Source organism: Vibrio hepatarius (assembly GCF_043642085.1).
GTDB classification, from domain to species: domain Bacteria; phylum Pseudomonadota; class Gammaproteobacteria; order Enterobacterales; family Vibrionaceae; genus Vibrio; species Vibrio hepatarius_C.
In genome coordinates, this window is sequence record NZ_JBHZSA010000002.1 from 349,271 (window position 1) to 365,147 (window position 15,877).

The following is a 15,877-nucleotide window of genomic DNA, read 5'->3' on the forward strand; positions in this document are numbered from 1 at the left end:
TATCTTTTTATCATCTAAACTGAAAGTTAAGGTGATTTGAGGCGTAAGTTAATGGTGGCCACCCCGATTAGTAAGATCCTTTACCTACCAATTATTGCTCTGGCTTTGTCATTTATTGCTGGAGCGTACCTATTTCAAAAGACATTAGAGAACTGGACTACTGAGATTGTTAGTGATCACATGCTAGGTCTGCTTAATGATGTACAGCATGAGATTGTTGAAAAACAGCTTCATATTTATGATTTTTCGTCAGATGAAATCGATGACTTTCTTGATAACTTGTCCCAATCTACCTCCGACCAAAGATTTACCATTATCCATTCTAGCGGGAAATTACTCGGGGATTCTCACCTCAAGAAACATGAGGTGAATAGCGCAGAAAACTTTAGTCAAAGGCCAGAAGTGCAGGCTGCACTTGCTGATGGAATCGGCGTCGCAAAACGATTTAATACCACCAGTAATCAAGATTTTCTGCATGTAGCGGCTCGAGTGGAGATCATCGATCCACATCATTTCCAAGAGCACAATGAAGAAGATACTGATGTTGAACACGATCATCACGATGAACACGAAAGCGAACATGAGGTGCACGATTCTATCTACGTGATTAGATTGGCGGTCCCCATGGCTTCTGTCTATCGAATGGCTAAGGACTTAGAACTCATCAACTATTTGATCATGGCATTTTCGATGATCGTTCTGCTCAGTACATCATGGTACGCGTACCGAAGTGTTGCAGCGGTGGTTGGCCGTGACAAAAGAGAGCAGCAGTTACGAATTGACCGTAGTACGCTAGAAATTGATTTGCTGCGCCAACTAGCAACCACACTAGCGGCTTGTAAAAGCATGGAGGAAGCCACATTCGTTGTTAAAGATGTCGTGCCTCGCATATTGGGAGATATCAATGGCTGCATTTCGATTATGCGTGAGTCGCAAAACTTACTAGAAGTGGTGATTGATTGGGGAGGCAAGTGGCCCGGAGCGGTAACTTTTGCACCAGATGACTGTTGGGCAATGAGAAAAGGTAAGTACCATTTGTCTAAAGAGAAGAATCAACATTTAGATTGTGGCCACATGAGCGGGATGGATACCTCAGATACGACCATCTGCATTCCGCTTATCGCCCACGGTAATACTATGGGGCTCTTTCACCTTTATTTTTCAAGTGAAGATAAGCCCATCGATGAAGAAACAAAACAGTTGGCATTTACCTTAGCTGAGCACCTTGGCTTAGCCTTGGCCAATTTACGCCTGCAAGAAACGCTGCGTTCTCAAGCCATGCGTGACCCGTTAACTGGATTGTATAACCGTAGACTGTTTGAAGACATGTTAGAGAAAGAGTATTCAACGTCTTATCAAACAAAAGCGCCGCTTTCAGTTCAGATACTGGATATTGACCACTTCAAACAATTTAACGACAACTTTGGCCATGATGCGGGTGATTTCGTCTTAAAAGAAATCGCAAATCTAATGACGTTCATCACTGAAGGACAGGGAGTCGTATGCCGAATTGGCGGTGAAGAGTTTGCGGTGGTTTGTCCCAATCTGTCGTCAGAGCAAGCGGTAACCTTAGCTGAAACCATTGTTGAGTCGGTGAAAAAACTTCATCTGGATATGAAAGGCTTATCCCTCGGGCAACTCGGTATCTCTGCAGGTATTGCTACTTTTCCTGATGCCGACGTGTCATATCAAGGCTTGGTTAAACTCGCCGACAACGCATTGTATGAAGCTAAGAACCGAGGCCGTTCCCAAGCGGTGCATTCAAGCGATATGCAGTGAATCAACAACTCACTATTTGCAACAAATTAGCGCTTATCTCAAGCCGTACAAAATGTATAATCATCAGTTCATTTCAGCCTATCGATGCGATGTTAAGGCTACTCAAACAATGGACTATTGATGAAACTACAAAAGATCGACAAGCAGTTATACCGCTCACGTTTAAACATTGTCATTGTCGCGTGTATCGCAGTCTTAGCGGTGTTTAGCCTTGCCATTTCTCAGGCGCTTATTTTCCTCTTTCCAGACGAGTCCGGCTCACATTTCCATTGGAACGTACTTGGCGTGATTATCAGCGCAATTGGTGTCGTGATGACGCTTATTAAGCTCAAAACGCACCCTAAAATGCATGAAGTCGCCTACGTTTGGGACCTTAAGCAGGCGTTAAACCTCATCCACCGTAAGAAGAGAAAGCTTGATGCCGCAGCAGAGCAGGGTAATGCTGGGGCCATGCTTGCGCTTCAATTTAGCTATGACGGTTCTCGCCAGCTTTGGCAATTGGACGACAACACCATCACCATGGATAGCTTGAATACGGCTCAAGCTAAACTGGATGAGCTGGTAGAAGAGCATGGTGTGACGTTAGATATTGCGAATTATGATTCGGCGATTCTTAAGGCGTTTTAGGTCGTCGTTAGGTTAGATTCACGCTAAGTATTTCTCCCAATGCCTGTTCTACATGAACTTGCCTAAATTAGGTTCTCTACTTACTGTTAGAGATCCCCAACTCGTTCGTGCCTCCCTCTCGGGGATGACAGTGGTAAAGCAGAAGTTACTCTAGTTGCTGTCATTCGATATATGGACTCCCAAGTAAATAGAACCTTTTTATCGAGAATAGATTAGATTCGTTTGCTGAGTAGCTAGCTCTGACCCAAGATGTATTCGCACTTTGATGTTATTTCAATAGCTGATTGATATGTCGTGGGCTGTTGCACAATGAGGCTTTGTTGTGTGGACGGTATTTGTTATTTGCGCTGTCTCTTAAAGAGCCATACTAAAATAGAAGTTGACCAGCTTATATTTTGTAGAGAAAGAGTCCTATGCTACGCTGTCTTATATTTTATAAGTGATAAGGTAAATAAGAATGAACACCGAAGTATTGCTTTTTCTAGAACGTAACCCTATACGTTCCTTTGAAACTGATGAAATTTATTTGTCGCGAATTGCTGATATAGCAGTTGAAGAAAGTTTGGATATGAAGAGCTTCTTTCTTGTTCTCGGGGAAAAATACCCTCAAAGTTGGAAGCTAATCGCTAATCTAGAAAGTAAGTTATCTTAAGTAATTTGAGACTATAAAAATCCGAAAGGACTGACGAATAATGTCAGTCCTTTTTACGAACTTGGCTTTGTCAGAGTTCCTCTCATACCTAACTATTTCCTAAACATCAGATTCAATGTAAGCGGCACTCTATCTGAAATCCCAATATCACCAACCGTTGCGGCTAAGTCAGTTAAGTTCTTACTTGGAATCCCAAAGTCAGCAGCACCAATAATCACAGGTGCGCTAGAGCTCACCATTACCATATCACCAGCATTTAAGATGACCACTGGGAACTCAATCGACTTAGTATTACCAAACAGCGTTACTTCAGCCGGTACATTCATCTTGAGCGAGCCTTCACCTAATGATGCCCAATCAACTTTTCCGGTTACGGTTACCGGTGAATGCTTGGCAGATTCAAAGAAGATCTCATTAAGGCGGGTATTGCGGATCTCAACGCCAGTATCAATCCCGTTTAGGTCGATAGAGACATTAAACAGACCACTGCTATCTAACGTGCCAGATAGGGTGTTTATCGTTGCAGGTTCAACGATGTACTGTTTTTTAATCGTAGCAAAGCTAACGGAAGAGACGTTTGAATCTAACGTGTAGTTATCAGAAGCAAAAGATGCACTAGAAAGCAGCGTGAGCGTCATAGCGAGGGAAGATAAAGCTTTTTTCATTTTTTATTACCTCTAATTTGTTGAGCGTTATGTGTTAAGCATAGTTTTTGAGCAATGTGCTTCACGATAGTAGTCCGGATTAGAAAACGTTTTTGAGAAACTCTGTCCAATAATTGCGCAGAGTGAGTTCTCAAATTCTGAAAAAACCAACGACTATCATCGTGGGCTTTGAGTGTTTTTCTTGCCACCCTAGCACTGTGAAAATTATATATTTCATTTGCTATTTTCTGACTTTAGCGCATCATTTACTATTAGCGTACTAAACTCACCAGGGTGCGTTAACTTAATGATTTTAATTAAAAATTTACATTGTTTGTTCTTTGTTAGTTTATTCACTACATTACAACTTACTGGGTGTAGTGATGCTGTTGTCAACCAAGAACAAGAATCTTCACACTTTTCCCTAGCGCCATTTCAGTTTTACGATATTTCGTTACAGTCTGATGGTAAAGTCAAAGCCCAATGGCAAGCGGTGGATGCTAATGGAAAACAGGTGGTCTATACGCTTTGTCAGACAGATCCAGACCAGTCAGGTGAATGTATTTATTTAGGTTCGGTGACCAATAGCACTGAGATTTCGCTCGATATTAATCCCCTTCCGCTTATTAGTAGCGATCTGTACATTATGGCGAGTACAGGCGAATATCAAAGCCATTCGAATATCCTTGGCGTTAATTTCGATTCAGCCCAACTGACTTCTATGATACGTGAGATAGAGCTTTCTAACGCAAGTGATGAGCAGTATTTAGGGTGGTCTGTGAGCTTAAGTGCCGACGGAGAAACGTTAGCTATAAGCGCACCTGGAGAGCGTTCAGACGGCTCGTCACCGGCCGATACGAGTTTGACGGTTGCTGGTGCGGTTTATATCTATAAGCGCCAAAATAACCAATGGCAAAATGTGGACTACGTTAAAGCCCCTTTACCTGTTAGTAACGATTGGTTTGGCTATAGGGTAGCTCTAAATGCTAACGGTTCGGTGTTGGCAATTACGACCAATGATAGCCTCTCCCGCAACAGGAAAGGGATCGTCTATGTATATCGATATAAAAATTCTAATGGCGCTTGGCAACGTACTCAGAGCGTTGCCACTATAGAGCCTAACTCTGCAGCATCAGATACAGAAAATGCCTTTGGTGAATCTATCGCTATTAGCGGTGACGGCAATACTTTGGCGATTGGTGATCCCGCCAATCATAGTAACAAAACCGGTGACAAAGATGTTGTCTATATTTTTCGATATCATCACGCTAATGATGAATGGATTGAAGAGGATTTTTTTCAATCGAATGACAATTTGAATATTGGCGGTGGAGCCGGAATCAATGACAACACGTCCGATGGATATGGGCAGTCGGTTAGTCTGAGTTGGGATGGCAATGTATTGGCTGTTGGCGCAGTATATGAAGATTCTGCCACTACAGGGGTAGCTGGTGGTAGAGTTGGTTCAATGAGCAACTCAGGAGCAGTTTATGTGTATCGCTATTCTAACGGTAGTTGGGACAATATTAATGAAACCTATATCAAAGCCTCTAATACTGCTTCGAACGAGTTTTTTGGTAATGCAGTTAGTTTAAGTGGTAACGGAAACACTCTTGCAGTTAGCGCTTTGTTTGAAGGCTCTGATGCCGTTGGTATTAACAGCAGTGACCAACATAGTCGTTCTTCGTCGTTACGTGGGTCAGGTGCCGTCTATCTGTATGAGTATGACGGGAATGAATGGATGTTTACTGATCATATAAAAGCGAAGGTACCAGAAGCTTTTGATCAGTTCGGAATGAGTGTGTCTCTCAGCTATGATGGTGACACACTAGCGGTCGGGGCGATGGGTGAAGACTCGGATGCCATTGGTATTAACGATGACTCAAATCTCAATACTTCGGCAAAGGCGGATTCTGGTGCCGCCTATCTTTTTAAAAACAATGGTCGCGAGTGGAGTCAAGTAGCCTATCTCAAAGCGCCAATTACGCTCGACGATAGTCGCTTTGGTTACTCACTTAGCTTGTCAGATGATGGTAGTACAATAGCAATAGGGGCTCCTTATAAAGATAATACTCACACCAATTCTGGAGCAGTATTTATTTATTAATAAATACCTTCCTCTGAACTTCTCATGATAAATGCATTTCTTGAAGAAGCTATAAGCTACCTATTCAATAACAAAAAAGCCAGCGACTGACATCGCTGGCTTTCTCATTAACGGTCGCCATTAACCATAAGCGACGCTTGGGAACCACAGCACTAGCTGAGGCCACATCACCAAACAGATGAGCGCGGTAAGCTGGATTAAGATAAACGGAATCACGCCGCGGTAAATATCTTTCAGTGCAACACCGTCTGGGCAAACGCCTTTTAAGTAGAACAAGGCAAAGCCAACAGGCGGAGTCAAAAAGCTGGTTTGCAGCGCCATGGCAACCAGCATCACAAACCACACTAAGCTTGGGTTATCGACCACGCCATGACCATCAAGCTCAATACCTAGACTAGAGATAACAGGCGCTAAAAGCGGTAGGGCGATAAGCGTAATCTCAATCCAATCTAAGAAGAAACCAAGCAAGAACACAATCAGCAAGATAAACGCGATGATGCCGTACGGGCCAAATGGCAAGCTGGTTAGGAATGACTCTATCAGCTCATCACCGCCTAGCTCACGCAATACCAAGGCGAAGCAAGATGCGCCAAGGAAGATCATAAAGATATACGCGGTTGTGCCATACGAAGAGAGTAATACCTCTTTAAGCACTTTAAGGTTGAGCTTTTTGTTGTAGGCCGCGAGTAGCGTTGCGCCTATCGCACCAATACCAGATGCTTCCGTTGGCGTTGCAACACCTGCGAAGATAGAACCAAGCACGCAGAAAATCAGCATCACTGTCGGGGTAATGTCTTTGAACACTTGCAGGATCAAACCCCATTCAACAGGCTGAACATCTTCAGGCACTGGCGCTTTGCTTGGATTCATTTTGCCGACAATCAAGATATACAGAATGTACAAGCTGCCTAGCAATAGGCCCGGCATAATCGCGCCCATGAACAAATCACCAACGGATAGGCCAAGTTGATCAGCCATGATAACCAGCATGATCGATGGCGGCAGAAGAATACCAAGTGTACCCGCAGAGGCGACTGTACCCAGTGCAAGCGGTAAGTGGTAGCCTTGACGCATCATACTCGGCAGTGACATCACGGTAAGCAGTACGACAGACGCGCCGATAATGCCAGTCGAAGCGGCGAGAATAATACCGATCGCCATAACGGTAATCGCTAAACCGCCATGAACTTTACCAAACAGTGCCTGCATTGAAGACATCAGCTTCTCGGCAATACCAGACTTATCGAGCATGTTACCCATAAAGATAAACATCGGCAGCGCGACCAAAATCCAGTTATCCATGATCTTATAGATACGGTTAACGACTAAGCCCAAGCTGGTGTAATCCAATCCGGTAAAGGTATCTAAGTAGATATCAGCAAAATAGCCAACTGCCGCAAAGACAACGCCAATGCCGCCCAAAACGTAGGCAACAGGAATGCCGGTAAACAGCAGCAAGATAAAAGAGCCAAACATGGCAATAACGATCCACTCATTAGCTTCCATGATGATCTCCTTGAGATGTGTCGCCTTTAAATAAGGTTTCGATGTTACGTAAGATTCTGGCGACTATCGACAGTAGCAATAGGCAGAAACTCAAAGGGATAACGCTCTTAATTAGCCAGCGATAAGGCAAGCCAGAAGGGGAAGCTGAGCTTTCATTCACACGCCAAGACTCATAGGCAAAGTCATAGGAATGAAGGATCACCACGACAACAAACGGAATCGCCAACAAAGACAAACCCAATAGATCGACGAGGGCTTTTTTGCGCTCTGAAAACTTGTGATAGAAGATATCGACACGAACGTGCAAGTTACTCACTTGCGCATAAGCGGTACCAAACATGACCGCGGTGGCGTAAAGGTGCCATTGCAGTTCTTCTAATGCGATTTGTCCGTTGGCAAAGGCTTTGCGCAGCACGACTTGGATAATAATCACCAAGACTAAGGCTAGATTAGTCCACGCGAGAAAGCGGCTAGCACTGGTGATCGCTCGTTCTATATGAAAATAGAGAGGATAAGTGGGGGTAGAATAAAGTACCTTGCTCATTGGCAACTCCTTACAACCAATGGCCGACAAGACTGCCGGCCAACAGGTCCAATTCACACAGGGTTATTGATTTTGCGTTTCACGTGGTAAGAAACCGTTCGCAGACCAAAGCGCGTATCCTTTACGGAACTGGCTTAAGTCATCCCATACCTTGTTGAAGAATGGGTCTTCGGTTTTCTTCTCTTCGACCACTTCCATCCAAGTCGTTTCGAACAGGTTCAACATTTCGTCGTTCCAGTAACGGATCTCAACACCATTCTCTTTGGCTTTTTCCATTGCTGAGTATTGCAGTGCTTCACCTTCGGCAATCGAGTAAGTCATGGTGGCCATACACGTGGTCTCGACTGCCGCTTGCTGAGCATCACTCATCTTGCCCCAAGTATCTTTGTTGATTAGCAGCTCAAACACGGTCGATTGTTGGTGCCAACCAGGGAAGTAGTTGTACTTCGCCACTTTGTGGAAGCCCAAACGCTGGTCGATAGCTGGTTGAGAGAACTCAGAAGCATCAATCGCGCCTTTCTCAAGTGCGCCAAAAATCTCGCCGCCCGGTAGCTGAACCGTACCTACGCCCAGTTTTTCCATAACCGATGCGCCAAGGCCAAAGAAGCGCATGTTGAGACCTTTAAGATCTTCAGGCTTTTCGATTGGTTTACGGAACCAACCAGAGGTTTCAGGCGAAATGATTGCACAAGGGACCACTTTTACGTTGTAGCCACCTTCGTCATACATTTGTTGGTACAGCTTCAGACCGTTACCAAAGAAAAGCCACGCCATGTATTCACCCGCTTCTGGGCCAAAAGGAACCGCAGAGAATAGGGCAGATGCAGGTAACTTACCTTGCCAGTAGCCAGCCGTTGAATAACCGGAGTTCACCTTACCCGTTGATACTGCATCAAGGATCTCGGCAGGGCTAACCAGTTTACCCGGCTCGTAGATTTTCATTTTGATGGTGCCACCAGAAGTCTTGGTGATGTGGTCGGCGTACCATTGAATCGGTGTACCTAATGCAGGTAAGTGGCTACCGAAAGCGATAGGGGTCTTAAGTAGTATCTTCTTGTCAGCGGCATGAGCCGAAACTGATAGACCCGTTGCAGCGATAGCAAGCGCAGAGGCAATGGCAGCTTTCTTAAGGTTCATGGTGTTCTCCTTGTTTGACTATGTTCCATGTCGATCTTGGTAAATGTGAACGCCGCGTATTTATTTGTGTTAATGCGATGTTACATTTGACGCTAAGTGTAGATAGGAGATTTATTGCGCTCTATTGGCAAAATTGCGCAAATTTAATCCGTAGAAAAGGCAATTTTCCGCACGATCTTTCAGTAAAACTACGTACTCGCATGGATGGGAATATGGGATTTGTAAGCAACCGACGACTGACGGTGAACATAATATTGTTGTCGATCGTGCCACTTATTATTGTGGTCTCGATTGTTGCTAGCATTCTATTTAGTCAGGCAAAACAACTAGTTGAAGATCAGGTTTCGCTGACAAGAAACAATGTGCTGGCGGTGAAAAAGCAAGAATTAAAGCAGTACGTAGAAATGGCAGTCAAAAGTATCGAGCCTTACTACTCAGATGAATCCCTAACCCCCGAGCTTGCTAAGCAAATTGTTATCGAAAAATTGAGCCAGCTCACGTATGGCAGCGACGGATATTTCTTTGCTTATACATGGGAAGGTGATGCGCTGGTGCTGCCATATCAAAAAGATCGCATAGGAAAGAATTGGTGGCATGTAGAAGATGTCCAAGGCAAAAAACTGCTCCAAGAATTGATTCGAGCGGGTAGAGAAGGTGGCGGCTTTGTTGATTATCTTTGGCATAAGCCCTCAAAAAAAGAGCCGTTGCCTAAGCTGAGCTACGCAATCTCATTAGATAAATGGCAGTGGATGGTGGGCACCGGAGTCTATCTTGATGATATTGAGCGCCAAGTCGACCATATGGAGAGCGGCTTTGATCAGAATATTGGCAAAACCAGTACTGCGCTGTTTGGGTTGATGTTTGTTGCGGTGACAGTGATTGCCGGGCTGGGCGCTTCGCTCAACTTGAATGTTAGGCGCTTAGCCAACCAACAACTGAGTGTGTTGAATCAACAGATCATCGACTCGCAAGAGAACGAACGTCGCCGCGTATCAAGAGAGCTGCATGATGGGGTAAACCAACTGTTGGTCGCGGCCAAGTATCGCTTAGACAATGTCACCAAAGAGCAAGACGAAGAGAAGAAACGATTTGAGCTTGATGCGAGCAAGAACGCGATGGAACACGCCATTGTCGAGGTTCGACGGATTTCTCGTGATTTACGACCGCCGCAACTGGATGATTTGGGGTTGGTCGCAGGTATTGAAACTTATATCAATGAATTGAGAGATCGCGTTCAAATGGAGCTGGTGTTTGAGCATGATATAGAAGGGCTTGAGTTTTTACCGCAAGTGGAAACGACACTTTATCGAGTGGTGCAAGAAGCACTTCATAACGTGGAAAAGCACGCTAATGCTCAGGGTGTAGATGTGATTATGCAGCGTGAAGGACAAATGCTGATCTTAACTATTAGCGATGATGGTGTTGGCATTCCTGCCAAGCAGTTGAAGTCGAAGAGAAACAGCAGCGCGCATTTAGAGCATATGGGGCTGCAAAATATGAAAGAACGGATTCAAGCGATTGGCGGAACGTTTAGCGTCACCAGTGAGCAGGGTGAAGGAACGGAAGTACGCGTGAGCTTAAACATGGAGTTTGTATGATTAGATTGATATTGGCGGATGACCACCGCCTAATGCAAGACGGGCTAAAATCGCGATTAGAGCGTGAAGATAACTTAGATATTGTTACCTGTGTCGGTACGGGCACTGAAGCCTTAGAAGCGACACTGGAGCTAAAACCCGATGTACTGCTACTCGACATCAACATGCCCAACCTTAATGGGATTGAAGTGTTGGAACAGCTAGCGAAAACCAGCTCTGCCACGTCAGTCATTATGCTCTCGATGCATGATAGTCGCGACTATGTGGTTCGCTCGGTTAAAGCAGGCGCAAAAGGTTATGTGCTAAAAGATGTCGGCTCAGAAGAGCTGGTTATGGCGATTAACCAAGTCGCGCAAGGTCGATCTTATTTGTGTCCACAAGCCTCAGATCGACTGCTTGAGCAGATCAACGAAGCGCCAGAAGAAAAGGATGACACCTTATCTAAGCGTGAGTCGGATGTTCTTAAGGCGATTGCTAATGGTGCATGCAACAAAGAGATTGCTGATTCGCTGCATATCAGTGTTCGTACTGTTGAAACTCATCGCTTAAGAATCAAGAAGAAGCTCGGCGCAACGTCGACCGCAGCGCTGGTTAAGTTGGCGTTACAAAAGGGGTTGGTGACCTAATGTCTAAGAATCTGCTCTCTAGCCGACAACCCATTCTTGATAAGATCGTCTTCTTTTGCGCGGTGGTGCGAAGTGGCTCGTTTCGCGAAGCGTCAATCCAGCAAGGACTATCACCCGCTGCGGGAAGCCGCTGGGTAAAAGAGCTAGAAGAGGCTTTGTCCGTTGAGCTGATCAAACGCAGCACACGTCAATTGGTGGCGACCCAAGCAGGTCAATTACTCTATGACCGATTTGCCCCGCTTTTGCCAGACATTAATAGTTTGTGTGAAGAGGTACAAAACCTTGCCGAAGAGCAGCAAGGCGAAATCCGGATCTCATCTACACCGCTGTTTGCACGTCAGTATCTGACCAAGATTGTCGCTGAATATATGCAAAAGCACCCGAAGGTTAACTTTCGTATCTTCATTGAAGCGGGAGAGTTTGATCCGCTGACCATCGACTTTGCCTTTCGAGCCAGTGCCAGTTATGAAGGTGAGCGAGACATCGATTCTCTATTAGTTAGAAAGCGCCTGCTACGGGAAACGCTCTATTTATGTGCATCACCAGAGTACATCAAACAATATGGTGAGCCAGTTAACCCAGAGCAGCTCAAACAACATCGCTGCCTTTACGCGAAAACCTTGCTCAGCGGTAATCGTTGGTGTTTTGAGCATCAAGGGGAGTCTGAGATCGTCACCATTCAAGATACGTTAGAATGTGATAACAGTGAAATGCTGCTCGATTTGGCTTTAGAGCACGCTGGTGTTGCTTACTTACCCCATTCACTCGTTCACCCAGCACTGGAGTCTGGTGAGCTTTGCCAAATTATGGCCAACTATCAATGTGCCAGTTTTGATGTTGATATGTTCTACCGACCTCGCTCGCCAATGCCTGAACGCTGCAGTGGTTTCAAGCAGTACCTCGTTGAACGCGTTGCAGCACTGAGCGCCTGATTCATTACGATTGTTCCTATTATGAAATTCACAATCTACATTTGTGCAATTAACATTCAGCGCATCTGCAACTAAGCTGCATTAAGAACGAATAACAAGCAATCAAGGAAGAGTGCAGTGGTAGCGAAGTTAACGCCGGAGCAGGCAGCAAATTGGATCAATGATGGTGACGCCGTTCTACTCGGCGGATTTATTGGCAGTGTGGTACCTGAAGCGATAGAACGTGCGATTGGTGAGCGCTTTAACCAGACTCAAACTCCCCGTGATTTAACATTGATATTCGCCGCAGGCCAAGGTGATGGCAAAGGGCGCGCGATCAATCATTTAGCCCATCAAGAGCTAGTAAAATGCGCCATTGGTGGTCACTGGGGGCTCGTACCTAAACTACAACAACTGGCGAATGATAATCTCATCCAAGGTTACAATCTTCCTCAAGGCATCATCTCTCATCTTCTTAGAGACACCGCGGCTGGCAAGCTTGGAACGCTGAGCAAAGTTGGCTTAGGTACGTTTGTCGATCCGCGCATTGAAGGCGGAAAAATCAATGCTGTCACCGACAAAGAGTGGGTGGAAGTCGTAGAGCTGCTCGGTGAAGAGCACCTGTTTTACCACAAGCTCCCCGTCACCGTAGCGGTCTTGCGTGGCACAACCTCAGACCAAGATGGCAACATTACCATGGAAGATGAGTGCTTAACGGTGGAAAGCCTTGCCGCTGCACAGGCTGCGAAGAACAATGGCGGCCGAGTGATTGTGCAAGTTAAGCAGGTTGTTGAAAGCGGCACGCTAGACCCGCATGCCATCAAGATACCGGGTATTTTCGTTGATGCTGTTGTCGAGTGTGAAAACATTCAAGAGCACATGCAGACCTTTGCGACGGTGATGAATCCTGAGTTTGTTGGTATTGCATCGAGTGACACTGTCACTAAGTCTACTACACAAGAGCGTACTTCACTGAATGCCAAAACCCTAATTGCACGTAGAGCGGCGATGGAACTCAAAGCGGGCTCGATTCTGAATTTAGGTATTGGCGCACCAGAGTACATTGCTGAAGTGGCAGGTGAAGCAGGCGTGTTAGACGAGTTTATTTTAACGGTTGAGCCCGGCGCGATTGGCGGCACGCCGCAAAGTGGCCTCGATTTTGGTGCTTCTCGTTTACCTCAAGCCATTATTGGTCAAGATCAGATGTTTGATTTCTATGACGGAGGTGGCGTCGATCAAGCGTTCTTAGGTTTAGCCCAATGCGATGTGAAAGGTGATATCAATGTCTCGCGTTTTGGTAGCAAAATTGCTGGCTGTGGCGGGTTTATCAACATCACCCAAAACGCCAAACAAGTAGTGTTCTGCGGTACGTTTACCGCGCAAGGATTGCATCTTGAAGTCCAAAACGGTGAGCTAGAGATCGTCACTGAAGGTAAGCAGCACAAATTCATTAGCCAAGTCGAACAAATAACGTTCAGCGCTAAGCAAGCACTGAGCAAAGGCACACCAGTACTCTACATTACCGAGCGAGCGGTGTTTCGCTTGACCGGACAGGGTCTTGAACTGATTGAAGTCGCCCCAGGGATAGACCTACACAAAGACGTGCTGGATCAAATGGCCTTTGTGCCTGTCATCAGCTCGTCATTAAAGGTTATGGATAACGCCATATACCAGTCTAATTTTGAACTTACTATTAACAGAGACACTGACTAAGTGTCCGTCAATTACTCATAACTTGTCAGTTTAGTGAAGCAGTCATACACAAAAAGGATAGAGAAATGTTTGAGAAGAAAGTGTGCATCGTCACTGGTGCAGCCCAAGGAATAGGTAAAGCGATTGTTGAGCGATTTGCTAGCCAAGGAGCGTTGATGGTTTACGCCTTAGATATGAATGAGCAAGCGCTGAGCACTGCTTATGAAGGCGTTAATAACATCACACCAGTAGTGATGAACATTTGCGATCGCCAAGCGGTATCTGAGCTAGTGGAACAGGTTCAAGCTGACTATGGCCGCGTTGATGTGTTGGTAAATAATGCGGGCATTACCCGTGATGCTCTCATAGAGAAAATGACTGAAGATGAGTGGGATGCGGTGATCAACGTCAACCTAAAAGGGGTCTTTAATCTCACACAAGCCATTGCGCCAATCATGATGGAAAACAACGCAGGCTCAATCGTAACCATGTCTTCGGTGGTAGGAACGGACGGCAATATCGGCCAAAGTAACTACGCTGCGACCAAAGGTGGTGTGATTGCGATGACGAAAGGTTGGGCTAAAGAGTTTGCCCGCAAAGGGGCTCAGGTGCGCGCAAACTGCGTGGCTCCGGGTTTTGTGGCGACGCCAATGACTGAGAATTTGCCGGAAAAAGTACTCGATTTAATGAGAGCTAAAACGCCACTAGGCAGAATGGGCACGCCTGAAGATATTACCAATGGCGTTGAGTTTTTAGCTAGCGATAAGGCGAGCTTTATTACAGGCCAAGTGCTCAAAATAGACGGTGGACTGGTGCTGTAAGATGACTCAGAAAGTATATATTGTCGCGGCGAAACGAACCGCAATTGGCTCTTTTCTTGGCAGTTTAAGTTCTATTTCTGCGATCGAACTGGGCGCTGAAACCATTAGAGCCGCACTTAAACAAGCCAATGTTGAGCCGGATTGGGTTGATGAAGTTATCGCAGGTAATGTGCTGGGTGCAGGACAAGGTCAAGGTGTGGGCAGACAAGCGTCGATTCGTGCTGGCATACCTGCAACGGTGCCTGCTTATACGCTGAATATGATTTGCGGCAGCGGTATGAAAACTGTGCTCAATGGTATTAATGCGATTAAGTCTGGTGATGCGAATCTGGTGGTTGCAGCAGGTATGGAAAGCATGAGTAACGCGCCGTTTGTGATGAGTGGGAAATCTCGCCAAGGCCACAAATTAGGCGATATGGCGATGGTTGACTCGCTACTCAAAGATGGACTCACCGATGCGTTTGGTGATTTTCATATGGGGATCACCGCAGAGAACGTCGCCAAGCAGTACCAGATTAGCCGCGAGGAACAAGATCAATTTGCGCTAACAAGCCAACTTAGAGCACAAACGGCAATAGAGCGGCAGCACTTTGAAGATGAAATCGTACCGATCAGCATCAAGACTCGAAAAGGTGTGTCTGAGTTTGCGGTTGATGAGCACCCAAGGTTCGACGCATCACTGGAAGCATTGGCAAGTCTGAAACCTGCCTTTGAACGTTGTGGTAGTGTCACCGCGGGCAACGCGTCAGGCATCAATGATGGCGCTGTGGCGCTAGTCTTAGCCAGTGAGCAAGCGGTAGAACAATATCAATTAACACCGCTAGTTGAGGTGCTGGCGACTGGGCAAGGTGGCGTTGAGCCTGATGTGATGGGCTTAGGTCCGATTCCAGCAGTTGGGCAAGCACTTGAGCGTTCAGGGCTGACGTTGGGTGATATTGAACGCTTAGAGCTCAATGAAGCCTTTGCCGCACAAGCATTAGGTGTCATTAAAGGCTTGGCTAAGCAGCATCAATTGTCTGAAAGCTGGTTTGCTGACAGAACCAACGTTAATGGCGGAGCAATTGCTCTTGGGCACCCGATAGGGGCGTCTGGTGGGCGAATCCTCACCAGCTTGATTTATGAGCTTATCCGTTCGAAGACTCAGCTAGGGTTAGCCTCTTTGTGTATCGGGGGCGGAATGGGTACGGCGATCATCGTCAGACGAGTTTAAAAATAAAAAGGCGAGCTAATTAG

Annotated in this window: 14 protein-coding genes; 10 read left to right on the forward strand and 4 right to left on the reverse strand. The window is 45.9% G+C overall.

The annotated features are described in order from the left end of the window. Window positions 1–51 precede the first annotated feature (51 nt). From ACHUFZ_RS04680 to ACHUFZ_RS04690, 3 genes are all read left to right on the forward strand, one after another. Window positions 52–1,779 (forward strand): sensor domain-containing diguanylate cyclase, encoded by a 1,728-nt coding sequence (locus ACHUFZ_RS04680; protein ID WP_394126110.1) that lies wholly within the window; start codon window positions 52–54, stop codon window positions 1,777–1,779. A 120-nt stretch (window positions 1,780–1,899) separates the two neighbouring features. After that, on the forward strand, window positions 1,900–2,406 hold the full coding sequence (locus ACHUFZ_RS04685) for a DUF3087 domain-containing protein (RefSeq protein ID WP_394126111.1): 507 nt from the start codon (window positions 1,900–1,902) through the stop codon (window positions 2,404–2,406). 457 nt (window positions 2,407–2,863) lie between these two features. Beyond that, window positions 2,864–3,058, forward strand: coding sequence for a hypothetical protein (locus ACHUFZ_RS04690; protein WP_394126112.1), 195 nt, complete (start codon window positions 2,864–2,866; stop codon window positions 3,056–3,058). A 92-nt stretch (window positions 3,059–3,150) separates the two neighbouring features. Here the strand turns inward: ACHUFZ_RS04690 and ACHUFZ_RS04695 are convergent, their stop codons facing one another. Beyond that, entirely contained in the window at window positions 3,151–3,723 is a 573-nt protein-coding gene (locus tag ACHUFZ_RS04695; RefSeq protein ID WP_394126113.1) for a YceI family protein, read from the reverse strand. A gap of 286 nt (window positions 3,724–4,009) precedes the next feature. Here ACHUFZ_RS04695 and ACHUFZ_RS04700 point away from each other — a divergent pair, with 286 nt between their 5' ends. After that, a complete protein-coding gene (locus tag ACHUFZ_RS04700) occupies window positions 4,010–5,809 on the forward strand; it encodes an FG-GAP repeat protein (RefSeq protein ID WP_394126114.1) in 1,800 nt (599 codons plus the stop codon). A 120-nt stretch (window positions 5,810–5,929) separates the two neighbouring features. Here the strand turns inward: ACHUFZ_RS04700 and ACHUFZ_RS04705 are convergent, their stop codons facing one another. The 3 genes from ACHUFZ_RS04705 to ACHUFZ_RS04715 all read right to left on the reverse strand — a co-directional run bounded on the left by ACHUFZ_RS04705 (window position 5,930) and on the right by ACHUFZ_RS04715 (window position 8,996). Next, a complete protein-coding gene (locus tag ACHUFZ_RS04705) occupies window positions 5,930–7,315 on the reverse strand; it encodes a TRAP transporter large permease (protein WP_394126115.1) in 1,386 nt (461 codons plus the stop codon). Next, the gene (locus tag ACHUFZ_RS04710) at window positions 7,305–7,859 is read right to left on the reverse strand and encodes a TRAP transporter small permease subunit (RefSeq protein ID WP_394126116.1); all 555 of its coding nucleotides are present in this window, start codon (window positions 7,857–7,859) and stop codon (window positions 7,305–7,307) included. Before ACHUFZ_RS04710 ends, ACHUFZ_RS04705 begins: the two co-directional genes overlap by 11 nt. Window positions 7,860–7,922: 63 nt before the next feature. Then, entirely contained in the window at window positions 7,923–8,996 is a 1,074-nt protein-coding gene (locus ACHUFZ_RS04715; RefSeq protein WP_394126117.1) for a TRAP transporter substrate-binding protein, read from the reverse strand. 212 nt (window positions 8,997–9,208) lie between these two features. Between ACHUFZ_RS04715 and ACHUFZ_RS04720 the strand changes: the two genes are divergently transcribed. From ACHUFZ_RS04720 to ACHUFZ_RS04745, 6 genes are all read left to right on the forward strand, one after another. Further along, entirely contained in the window at window positions 9,209–10,594 is a 1,386-nt protein-coding gene (locus ACHUFZ_RS04720; protein ID WP_394126118.1) for a cache domain-containing protein, read from the forward strand. Next, window positions 10,591–11,220 carry a response regulator gene (locus ACHUFZ_RS04725; RefSeq protein WP_126572216.1) on the forward strand — a complete coding sequence of 210 codons (630 nt, stop codon included), beginning with the start codon at window positions 10,591–10,593 and terminating at the stop codon, window positions 11,218–11,220. The genes ACHUFZ_RS04720 and ACHUFZ_RS04725 overlap by 4 nt, the downstream gene beginning before the upstream one ends. Continuing rightward, window positions 11,220–12,152 (forward strand): LysR family transcriptional regulator, encoded by a 933-nt coding sequence (locus ACHUFZ_RS04730; protein WP_394126119.1) that lies wholly within the window; start codon window positions 11,220–11,222, stop codon window positions 12,150–12,152. The genes ACHUFZ_RS04725 and ACHUFZ_RS04730 overlap by 1 nt, the downstream gene beginning before the upstream one ends. Window positions 12,153–12,269: 117 nt before the next feature. After that, entirely contained in the window at window positions 12,270–13,844 is a 1,575-nt protein-coding gene (locus ACHUFZ_RS04735) for an acyl CoA:acetate/3-ketoacid CoA transferase (protein ID WP_394126120.1), read from the forward strand. Window positions 13,845–13,909: 65 nt separating this feature from the next. Next, window positions 13,910–14,644: a beta-ketoacyl-ACP reductase gene (locus tag ACHUFZ_RS04740; RefSeq protein ID WP_394126121.1), complete on the forward strand. Its 735-nt coding sequence runs from the start codon at window positions 13,910–13,912 to the stop codon at window positions 14,642–14,644. A 1-nt stretch (window position 14,645) separates the two neighbouring features. Beyond that, on the forward strand, window positions 14,646–15,854 hold the full coding sequence (locus ACHUFZ_RS04745) for an acetyl-CoA C-acetyltransferase (RefSeq protein ID WP_394126122.1): 1,209 nt from the start codon (window positions 14,646–14,648) through the stop codon (window positions 15,852–15,854). Window positions 15,855–15,877 lie beyond the last annotated feature (23 nt).

Bases quoted from the DNA above. Each gene is read 5' to 3' on its own strand.
- ACHUFZ_RS04725 (WP_126572216.1), top strand. From the start codon at position 10,591: ATGATTAGATTGATATTGGCGGATGACCACCGCCTAATGCAAGACGGG.
- ACHUFZ_RS04705 (WP_394126115.1), bottom strand. From the start codon at position 7,315: ATGGAAGCTAATGAGTGGATCGTTATTGCCATGTTTGGCTCTTTTATC.
- ACHUFZ_RS04695 (WP_394126113.1), bottom strand. From the start codon at position 3,723: ATGAAAAAAGCTTTATCTTCCCTCGCTATGACGCTCACGCTGCTTTCT.
- ACHUFZ_RS04745 (WP_394126122.1), top strand. From the start codon at position 14,646: ATGACTCAGAAAGTATATATTGTCGCGGCGAAACGAACCGCAATTGGC.
- ACHUFZ_RS04740 (WP_394126121.1), top strand. From the start codon at position 13,910: ATGTTTGAGAAGAAAGTGTGCATCGTCACTGGTGCAGCCCAAGGAATA.
- ACHUFZ_RS04680 (WP_394126110.1), top strand. From the start codon at position 52: ATGGTGGCCACCCCGATTAGTAAGATCCTTTACCTACCAATTATTGCT.
- ACHUFZ_RS04685 (WP_394126111.1), top strand. From the start codon at position 1,900: ATGAAACTACAAAAGATCGACAAGCAGTTATACCGCTCACGTTTAAAC.
- ACHUFZ_RS04720 (WP_394126118.1), top strand. From the start codon at position 9,209: ATGGGATTTGTAAGCAACCGACGACTGACGGTGAACATAATATTGTTG.
- ACHUFZ_RS04690 (WP_394126112.1), top strand. From the start codon at position 2,864: ATGAACACCGAAGTATTGCTTTTTCTAGAACGTAACCCTATACGTTCC.
- ACHUFZ_RS04715 (WP_394126117.1), bottom strand. From the start codon at position 8,996: ATGAACCTTAAGAAAGCTGCCATTGCCTCTGCGCTTGCTATCGCTGCA.
- ACHUFZ_RS04730 (WP_394126119.1), top strand. From the start codon at position 11,220: ATGTCTAAGAATCTGCTCTCTAGCCGACAACCCATTCTTGATAAGATC.
- ACHUFZ_RS04710 (WP_394126116.1), bottom strand. From the start codon at position 7,859: ATGAGCAAGGTACTTTATTCTACCCCCACTTATCCTCTCTATTTTCAT.
- ACHUFZ_RS04700 (WP_394126114.1), top strand. From the start codon at position 4,010: ATGATTTTAATTAAAAATTTACATTGTTTGTTCTTTGTTAGTTTATTC.